1 protein-coding gene and 1 pseudogene are annotated in these 1,018 nt (G+C 38.3%); both read right to left on the bottom strand.

Going from position 1 to position 1,018, the window contains the following annotated elements; translation table 11 throughout:
• Positions 1 to 577: DNA cytosine methyltransferase (locus tag CBI42_RS10855; protein ID WP_142294112.1), on the bottom strand; the 577-nt coding region annotated here is incomplete at its 3' end.
• Positions 578 to 675: 98 nt separating this feature from the next.
• A pseudogene (locus CBI42_RS10850) lies at positions 676 to 1,018 on the bottom strand (replication initiator protein A); the annotation flags it as partial.

The following is a 1,018-nucleotide window of genomic DNA, read 5'->3' as shown; positions in this document are numbered from 1 at the left end:
TTTTTAAAGTCTCAGAGTTAGTTGCTTGACCTTCTCGTCTGAAAGGAAATAGAAGTCTGGTACCTCTCTTTCTAGAATGTCCGATAATAAACACCCTCTCTCTGTTTTGGGGAACGCCAAAATCCTTACTGTTAAGCACCTGCCACTCAACATCAAACCCCAACTCATCAAGTGTGGTAAGGATTGTGGTGAACGTCCGTCCCTTATCGTGATTGAGTAGGCCTTTAACATTTTCAAGAAAAAGAAAACGTGGTTGGATTTGTTTGGCCGCTCGAGCAATTTCAAAGAATAAAGTGCCTCTAGTATCTTCAAATCCCAATCGTCTTCCTGCGATTGAAAATGCTTGACAAGGGAATCCCCCACAGATGACATCGACTTTCCCTCTAAGTTTTTTAAATTCGTCATCTGAAACATCTCGTATGTCATGAAATTCAATTTCTCCTTCCGTTTGAAAAATGGACTTATAAGATTCTCTAGCAAATTTATCAATCTCACAAAATCCAATACACTCGTGTCCAACACTTTCCATTCCAAGTCGAAAACCACCGATACCCGAAAATAAATCAATAAATCTCATTTCTTTATCACCCCTTTCTGATCGACTATCAATGTCCAAATAGTCACACCACTTGAAATTAAAATAAGAATGACTAATACCCACTCGATTGACGACATTTAACCACCTCCTTTTCTAACACGGTTATTCCAAACAGAATACAGGCCATTAAACACAAATTCAGCGAGCACTTCCGCTCGTCTAACAAAGCGAACATTGTCAAGAGCATACTGATAGATTCTCTCAAAATCAGTCATAGCAATTTCACTGGCTGTTTCAGAAAAACCCTCTCGTCTAAATTGATCTTGTACCAATCCCCAAATATAATCTCGATCATATTTTGTGACCTTTTCTACTTTTCTTTTTAAGATAGGTTGAGTATTCCTATCCTCCTCATCCTCAATAAATAAAGAATCAGTCTCACTATATTTAGTCTCACTAACTTCAGTCTCACTAGGGGCT

Origin of the sequence: Streptococcus sp. KR, assembly GCF_002238115.1 — a bacterium.
Lineage (GTDB): Bacteria > Bacillota > Bacilli > Lactobacillales > Streptococcaceae > Streptococcus.
Note: the sequence above shows the minus strand (reverse complement) of the source record. Positions and strands in the feature narration are given on the sequence as shown.